Source organism: Streptomyces sp. NPDC059853, assembly GCF_042731495.1.
In the GTDB taxonomy this organism is placed as follows: Bacteria; Actinomycetota; Actinomycetes; order Streptomycetales; family Streptomycetaceae; genus Streptomyces.
Genome location: NZ_JBHWJL010000257.1, coordinates 1 through 7,590, shown reverse-complemented (window position 1 = coordinate 7,590; position 7,590 = coordinate 1). Strand labels below are relative to the sequence as shown.

At 73.6% G+C, this 7,590-nt stretch carries 8 protein-coding genes and 1 pseudogene; 4 read left to right on the top strand and 5 right to left on the bottom strand.

The window, feature by feature from the left end; translation table 11 throughout:
- Positions 1 to 577, bottom strand: a 577-nt coding sequence (locus ACFV5N_RS21870; RefSeq protein WP_385602409.1) for a GntR family transcriptional regulator, incomplete at its 3' end; no start/stop codon positions are given.
- A 45-nt stretch (positions 578 to 622) separates the two neighbouring features.
- Here ACFV5N_RS21870 and ACFV5N_RS21865 point away from each other — a divergent pair.
- A complete protein-coding gene (locus ACFV5N_RS21865; RefSeq protein ID WP_385602406.1) occupies positions 623 to 1,294 on the top strand; it encodes a pyridoxamine 5'-phosphate oxidase family protein in 672 nt (223 codons plus the stop codon).
- 24 nt (positions 1,295 to 1,318) lie between these two features.
- Here the strand turns inward: ACFV5N_RS21865 and ACFV5N_RS21860 are convergent, their stop codons facing one another.
- A complete protein-coding gene (locus tag ACFV5N_RS21860; RefSeq protein ID WP_385602403.1) occupies positions 1,319 to 2,113 on the bottom strand; it encodes a sulfite exporter TauE/SafE family protein in 795 nt (264 codons plus the stop codon).
- A gap of 93 nt (positions 2,114 to 2,206) precedes the next feature.
- Here ACFV5N_RS21860 and ACFV5N_RS21855 point away from each other — a divergent pair, with 93 nt between their 5' ends.
- Positions 2,207 to 3,001, top strand: a complete 795-nt coding sequence (locus ACFV5N_RS21855) for an AraC family transcriptional regulator (RefSeq protein WP_385602400.1) — start codon at positions 2,207 to 2,209, stop codon at positions 2,999 to 3,001.
- An 80-nt stretch (positions 3,002 to 3,081) separates the two neighbouring features.
- Positions 3,082 to 3,909: a PhzF family phenazine biosynthesis protein gene (locus tag ACFV5N_RS21850; protein WP_385602397.1), complete on the top strand. Its 828-nt coding sequence runs from the start codon at positions 3,082 to 3,084 to the stop codon at positions 3,907 to 3,909.
- Here the strand turns inward: ACFV5N_RS21850 and ACFV5N_RS21845 are convergent.
- Both ACFV5N_RS21845 and ACFV5N_RS21840 read right to left on the bottom strand, forming a co-directional pair.
- Positions 3,882 to 4,688 carry a CPBP family intramembrane glutamic endopeptidase gene (locus ACFV5N_RS21845; protein WP_385602415.1) on the bottom strand — a complete coding sequence of 269 codons (807 nt, stop codon included), beginning with the start codon at positions 4,686 to 4,688 and terminating at the stop codon, positions 3,882 to 3,884. The genes ACFV5N_RS21850 and ACFV5N_RS21845 overlap by 28 nt on opposite strands.
- Before the next feature lie 91 nt (positions 4,689 to 4,779).
- Positions 4,780 to 6,273 carry a glutamate--cysteine ligase gene (locus ACFV5N_RS21840; RefSeq protein WP_385602412.1) on the bottom strand — a complete coding sequence of 498 codons (1,494 nt, stop codon included), beginning with the start codon at positions 6,271 to 6,273 and terminating at the stop codon, positions 4,780 to 4,782.
- 257 nt (positions 6,274 to 6,530) lie between these two features.
- On the opposite strand from ACFV5N_RS21840, the gene ACFV5N_RS21835 reads away from it, so the two are divergent.
- Positions 6,531 to 7,100 (top strand): hypothetical protein, encoded by a 570-nt coding sequence (locus ACFV5N_RS21835; protein ID WP_385602394.1) that lies wholly within the window; start codon positions 6,531 to 6,533, stop codon positions 7,098 to 7,100.
- Positions 7,101 to 7,175: 75 nt separating this feature from the next.
- On the opposite strand, the pseudogene ACFV5N_RS21830 reads toward ACFV5N_RS21835, so the two are convergent.
- Positions 7,176 to 7,590: pseudogene (locus ACFV5N_RS21830) on the bottom strand (glycine dehydrogenase (aminomethyl-transferring)); the annotation flags it as partial.

Here is a 7,590-nt window from a genome sequence, read left to right as displayed (position 1 = left end):
GGACGAGCAGGCTGCCCCAGCCCGGGTCCTCGACCGCGCCGGCGTCGCCGGGGCGCAGATGGGCGGCGAGCACGCGCTCGACGGCGTCCAGCGAGCCGGAGGTGACGGTCAGCGGCGCCTCGGGGACGCCGTCGGCGGCGAGTCCGGTACGGCTGACGGCGGCCAGCCGTTCGCTGACGGGCGGGGCGCCGTAGAGCGCGGGGGCGTCGGCGAAGCGGGCGGCGGCGGTGGCCAGGGCGGGGCCGAGCGGGGGCAGCAGGGCGGGGTCCGGGTTGCCGTCGGAGATGTCGCGGGCGCCGGGGGGCACCTCGACGCGGATGGTGTCGTCCCGCGAGGTGCTGGCCGGGCGGTGGCGGACGCGGCTGCCGCGCCGGCCCGCGGTCTCGATCAGCCCGCGGTCGCGCAGGGTGCGGTAGGCGGCGGCGACGGTGTTGGGGTTGACGCCGAGGGTGGTGGCCAGTTCCCGCTGGGGCGGGAGGAGGTGGCCGGGCGGCAGGGCTCCGGTGCCGATGCCGTGTTCGACGCTGGCGGCGATATCGGCGGCGCCCCGACCCGTGATGCGATAATCTCCTAGCACAAACCACATTATGCACTATGGCAAAACTGGACGCAAGGAGCTGCCATGCCGGCCGACCTCCCCTACCCCCGGACCGCGCGCACCACCCCGACCCGGGCACCGCAACGGGCCTCCTGGGACCGGGACCTGGTGCACCGCATCCTGGACGAGGGCTATCTGTGCCATCTGGGTTTCGTGCGCGAGGGCGCCCCGGTCGTGCTGCCGACGCTGTACGCCCGGGTCGGCGAACGCCTGTACGTCCACGGCTCCACCGGCTCCGCCCCGGTGCGCGCCGCCGGGGGGACAGCGGACGGGCTGCCGGTCTGTGTGACCGTCACCCACGTCGACGGGCTGGTCCTGGCCCGCTCCGCCTTCCACCACTCCGTCAACTACCGCTCGGTGGTGGTGCACGGCACCGCCCGGCCGGTCACCGACGCGCGGGAGAAGGCCGCCGCGCTCGACGCCATCGTCGACCAGGCCGTGCCCGGCCGGTCCGCCGACTGCCGCCCGGCCGACCGCAAGGAGGGCGCCGCCACCGCCGTCCTGGCGATCGACCTCACCGAGGTGTCCGCCAAGACCCGTACCGGCGGCCCCAACGACGACCCCGGCGACCTGGAACTCCCCTACTGGAGCGGGGTGGTGCCGGTGGGCGTCCGGTACGGCGCTCCCGAGCCCGCCGCGGACCTGGCGCCCGGCACCCCCGTCCCGGCCTACCTCACCGCCCGCCCCGGCGCCTGACCCGGCACCCGGCACCCGGCCCGCTCAGGGTCCGACGACGGCGGTCACCACCAGGACCAGCACCAGCAGGCCGACATGGGCGGCGGCGTGCACCCGGTCCGGGACCCGCCCGGCGACCCGCCCCACCACGGCGATGGTGGGCAGCGAGCCCGCCAGCAGCGCGGCGGCGGCCGGCAGGTCGACATGACCGAGCCGCCCGCCGGCCGCCGCCGCCGTGGGCGCCAGCGCGTAGACGGTGGTGGCCACCGCCGCCACCGGGACGCTCAGCGGGTTGGCCATCGCCGTCGCCTCCGCCATCGGCAGCCCCCGGCGCCGCAGCAGCGGCACCGTCAGCACGCTGCCGCCCACCCCCAGACCGGCCGCCACCACGCCGATACCGGTGCCGCCGAGCGTCACCGCGCCCCGGCTCAGCGGCCGGGGCCTGCTGTCCTCGGGGCGGACGAGAAAGCCCGCGCGCAGCAGGCTGTCGAGGATCGTCATCAGCAGATAGCCCAGGAAGAGACCGTGCAGCACGGCCCCGTCCAGCGCGTTCGCGGCCAGCGAGCCGGTCGCCGCGCCCAGCGCGACGAACCCGGCCAGCGGCCACAGGTACGCGCGGCGCAGCCGGCCCCGCCGCCACTGGGTGAGGGCCGCGACGGAGGCGTTCACCAGTATCACGGCGGCCGAGGTGGCGACCGCGACATGCATCGGATCATCCCCCTCAGCGCCGAGCACCACGACGGCGGGGACGATCACGAAGCCGCCGCCGAAGCCGAAGAGCACGGTGGTCGCACCGCACGCGACGCCGAGGGCGAGCAGAGGGAGGAAGGAGTCGGACACCCGGAGAACGCTATGGAGCGGCCGTCCTGGCGGGCAATCGACAGCCCGCCAGTTTCTTACGCGCAGCCGACAGCCGCCGGTTACCCTCCTGCCATGCGCAACGTCCCCCTCGCCGAGGTCGACCGCCACCCGAGCGCCGTCCTCGCCATCGGCACGGACTACCCGTACGACCACGTCCTGCCCCCGCACGAACACCGCCGCGCCCAGGTCCTGTACGCGGCGACCGGCGTGATGCGGGTGGAGACCGCCGACGGCAGCTGGACCGTCCCCACCGATCGCGCCGTCCTCATCCCGCCGCGCACCGGGCACAGCGTGGTCATGACGGGCGTCAGCACCCGGAGCCTGTACATCGAGCCGGCCGCCGTTCCGTGGTTCCCCGTGCGCTGCCGGGCCGTGGACGTGTCCGCGCTGCTGCGGGAGTTGCTGCTGGCGGCCGTGGACCTGGACCCCGACCCTCCCGCGCACGGCCGGGACGCGGCGCTGACCGCCCTGCTGCTGCACGAGTTGCGCACGCTCGCCCCGCTGCCGCTGGATCTGCCGCTGCCCACCGACCCCGCGCTGCGCCGGCTGTGCGACGCGTACCTCCTGCGGCCCGGTGTGCACGACCCGCCGGCCCGCTGGGCGGCCGCCCTCGGGGTGAGCGAGCGCACGCTCGCCCGCCGCTTCCACCGGGAGACGGGCCTGGGCTTCGCCCGCTGGCGGCAGCGCGCCTGTGTGCTGCACGCCGTGCGGCGGCTCGCCTCGGGGGCGCCGGTGACCCGGGTGGCGGCGGACCTGGGATACGAGAACCCCGCCGCGTTCACCGTCGCGTTCCGGTCGGTGCTCGGCCGCCCGCCGAGCGCCTACCGGCGGCCCGGGCCCGGGAACGGTCCCGGTCCCGCGGCCTGAACGCGGGCCGGTGCGGCTGCGGTCCACCGCCCGCGGATTGGCCGTGGCCGGGCCGCGCCGTCCCTTCCTAGGCTCGGCGCATGAGGATCCGCATCGTCGACGCGTTCACCGACCGCCCGTTCGCCGGCAACCCGGCCGGGGTGGTGCTGCTGGAGAGCTGGCCCGCCGAGGAGTGGCTGCGGCGGGTGGCCGCCGAGGTCAATCTCTCCGAGACGGCGTTCGCCGTGCCCCTGACCGGCCGGGACGACGCCGACTTCGCGCTGCGCTGGCTGACGCCGGCCACCGAGGTCGACCTGTGCGGGCACGCCACCCTGGCCACCGCGCATGTGCTGTACACGACGGGCACTGCGGCGGGCCGGGTGCGGTTCGCCACCCGCTCCGGGGTGGTCACCACCGAGCAGGGCGCGGGCGGCGTCATCACCCTGGACTTCCCGGCCGCCCCGCTCTCGCCCGTCGCCCCGCCCCCCGGTCTGGCCGGCCGGCTGGGCGCCGAGCCCCTGGGGGTGTACGACACCGGGCCGGGGCTGGGCGATCTGCTGGTGGAACTGGCCGACGAGGCCACGGTGGCCGGGCTCGACCCGCGGCCCGATCCGAGCGAGAAGATCATCGTGACCGCGCCGGCCGCCGCCCGGGACAGCGGGTACGACTTCGTCTCCCGCTGCTTCTTCCCCGGCGTGGGCATCGCAGAGGACCCGGTGACCGGCAGCGCGCACACCGCGCTCGGCCCGTTCTGGGCGGAGCGGACCGGCCGCGGCCGGCTGACCGGCCGGCAGATCTCGGCGCGCGGCGGCACGGTCGCGGTGGAGGTGCGGGGCGACCGGACGCTGCTGTCGGGCACCGCCGTCACGGTGATCGAGGGCGAACTGCTGGCGGGCCCGGATCAGGCGGTGGGCAGCCAGTCCACGTGACCCGCCAGCAGGGCGTACCCGATGAAGGCGACGATGTCGATCAGGGCGTGCGCGACCACCAGCGGCATCACCCGCCCCCACCGCCGGTAGAGCCACACGAAGATGACGCCCATCGCGACATTGCCGATGAACCCGCCGATGCCCTGGTAGAGGTGGTACGAGCCGCGCAGCAGCGAGGAGGTGAGCAGGGCGGCCGGTGCGCTCCAGCCCAGCTGGTCCAGGCGGCGCAGCAGATAGCCGACGACGATCACCTCCTCCACGATGGAGTTCTGGAGCGCGGAGGCGATCAGGACGGGGAACTTCCACCACACCTCGGGCAGTGATTCGGGCACCACGGTGAGGTTGGCGCCGGCGGCGTGGGCGCCGAGGTAGAGGAGGATGCCGCTGCCGCCGATGCCGGCCGCCACGACAGCGCCCCGGGCGAGGTCGAACCGCGGCCGGCGCAGGTCGAAGCCGATGACGCGCATTCCCGGGGAGCCGGGGCCCGGCTCGCGCAGCAGCAGATGGGCCACCAGCAGCACCGGGACCAGGGCGGTGCTGATCGCGAACACCTGCCAGACCAGGTCGAGCCAGGGGCGGCCGGGGGCGCGGGATCCGTTGAGGGTGGCGGCCTGGTCGGCGAGGCCGCCGGGGCGGGTGAGCGCGCCGGCGAAGCGGATCACCGCCGCGACGCCGCTGGCGCCGAGTGAGAGGGCCAGCACCAGCAGCAGTTCGCGGCCCAGGGTGCGGCGGTCGTCCGCGCCGGGCAGGGCCGGTACCCGCTCGCCGCCCGCCCACAGCGGGTTCTCCGGGTTCAACAGCCGCACCTTCGCTCCGTTCGCCGCGCCAACGCCGTGCCACCGGGGCGGCGGAGCGGGGCGCGGCCGGGCGTCAGATCCCGGTGGGCCAGCTGTGCACGGGCGCGTCGGTGCGCGCCAGTTCGCAGTAGCGGTTCACGAGCCGGGACAGGGCCGTGCGGCGGTCGGCTCCGTTCGCCACCTCCTGGTGGTAGATCAGAGTCTGCCAGTCGGCTCCGGTGATCCGGCGGCGGCATCGTTCGGCGATGACCGAGAGGTAGTGGTCGCGGTCGGCGGCGGGGATGCCGTACGCGTCGAGGCCGGTCGCGGCCAGCGGCAGCAGGATCTCCTCGATCAGCCGGGGGGCGGGCAGGGTGAGGAGCCCGTCGCCTCCGGGGTCGGGCCAGGTCAGTTCGGCGTCGATGCCCTGGCGGCAGGCGGTGTGGAAGTTCTCCTCGGCGGCGGCGAACGGCAGCCGGTGCCAGACCGGGCGCTCCTGGTCGGCGAGGGCGCGCACCAGGCCGTAGTAGAAGGCGGCGTTGGCGACGGTGTCGGTGGCGGTGGGCCCGGTGGGCAGCACCCGGTTCTCCACGCGCAGATGGGGGACGCCGTCGGCGACCGCGTAGACCGGGCGGTTCCAGCGGTAGACGGTGCCGTTGTGCAGGCCGAGTTCGGGCAGTTTCGGGATGCCGCCGGCGGCGAGGACGGCGAGCGGGTCCTCCTCGTCGCACAGCGGCAGCAGCGCGGGGAAGTAGCGCAGGTTCTCCTCGAACAGGTCGGTGACGGAGTCGATCCAGCGCTCGCCGAACCAGGTGCGCGGGCGTACGCCCTGTGCGGCCAGCTCCGGCGGGCGGCTGTCGGTGGCCTGGAGGAAGAAGGGCGGCCGGGTCTCCTGCCACAGCTGGGTGCCGAAGACGAACGGGGAATTGGCGCCCACCGCTATCTGTGCGGCGGTGACGCACTGGGCGGCGTTCCAGGTGTCGGCGAAACGGTCCTGGGTGACCTGGAGATGGAATTGCACGGAGGTGCAGATGGATTCCGGGGCGATGGAGTCGAAGGATCGTTCCAGTGTTTCCGCCCCGGCGAGTTCGACCTTGATGCTTTCGCCGCGTGCGGCGAGTATCTGGTCGTTCAGCATCATATAGCGGTCGACCTGGGAGAGGCTGGTGGGAGCCAGCTCGTCTCCTGTGACAGTGGGCAGAACTCCTATCATCACGATGTTGGCGTCGAATTCTCCGGCCACCGCGTCGGCATAACCGAAAGCGATCCGCAGTTCCTCGGCGATGTCGTCCAGCACCCGGCCGGCCAGGGTGCGCGGTGTCATATTGAATTCGAGGGTGAACTGACCCAGTTCGGTCTGGAAGTCCCGGGTGGCCATGCGGGCGAGCACCGCGTCATTGACCATGCGCGGGGCGCCGTCCCGGTCGGCGAGGCTGAGTTCGACCTCCAGCCCGATGGACTCCCGTGGTCCGTCGAAGCGCCGTTCGGCGAGCATCCGGCGCAGACTCTCCCCGCACGCGTGCAGTCTGGCCCGGAAAAGTTCCCGGTCAGCAAGATCGAACCGGTCGGCCGCCAGCTTCGCTCCCATGCGGCACACCTCCTCGTCCGTCGGTGCACCGATCATGCCCACGACGATCGGGTGATAACACCGGCCGGTGGGTGGCGCGGCCCACACATGGGCATATCCCAGAGGGATAGTTCACATACGAGGCGGCCGGAATCCCCCTTGCCGAAACTTTTCCGGTGGGCTAGCGGAAACATTCCGAGAACATGCGGCGTATAACATTCTCAAGCGCCATGTCCCCTGGAAGAGGCGACCTACTCCGAAGCGAGAGGCGACCCGACATGCCCCTGAACATCCCACCGGCCCCCGCTGCCGCCGAGCGCAGTGTGAGTGCCGCGCTGCAGTCCACGACGGTGCCTTCCCCGCACCCGCTCTATCTGAATCGGGGAACCCTGCGCCCCGTACTTCCCCTGCCCGTCCACCGGCTGACCCCGGTCCTCGATCCCGCCGTGCCGGCCACCTCCCGGCTCACCGGTTGGCGTTTTCTGCTGGAGAGCGGCGGCCGTGCCGTCGGCACGGCGGAAACCATGCTCACGGCCGACGGCTGGGCATTCTCCCATTTCGGCGAAGGGCCCTATATCGCCTCCACCGAGCGGGCCGTGCGGCGCGCCGAAGCACTTACCGGCAGCTATCAGCCCCGCCTGCTGTCCATTCCCGAGCTGTACATGCTGACGTTGTGGCTGCACACCGATCCGGCGGCCGATCCGGCCGAGGGGGCGCCCCGGCCGGAGGACATCCTGGTACCGCTCGCTCCGGCGCCGCCGGGGATCACAGCCGATCATCCGGTCCGGGTGGACGCCCTGCTGCCGCTGCTCGCCGGCCGGCTGCGGATCGCGGCACCGGCCGGCTGACCGCCCGCGCGGCCGGTGCCCGCCGGGCCGGCCCCCGGAAGGGGACGGCCCGGGACGGGCGCCGGCCGTGCCTGCTCAGTCCTCGTAGGCGTCCACCGGCGGGCAGGAACACACCAGATTGCGGTCGCCGAAGGCGCCGTCGATGCGCCGCACCGGCGGCCAGTACTTGTCCTCGCGGCCCGCGCCGCCCGGGAACACCGCCTCCTCCCGGCTGTACGGGTGGGGCCACGCACCGGCGAGCTGGGTCGCGGTGTGCGGGGCCCCGGCCAGCGGGTTGTCGTCCTTCGGCCACTCCCCCGCACCCACCCGGTCGATTTCCGCGCGGATCGCAATCATCGCATCGCAGAATCGGTCGAGTTCGGCCAGATTTTCGCTCTCGGTCGGCTCGATCATCAGCGTCCCGGCCACCGGGAACGACATCGTCGGCGCGTGTAAGCCGTAGTCGATCAGGCGCTTGGCCACGTCGTCGACCGTCACGCCCGTCTCCTTG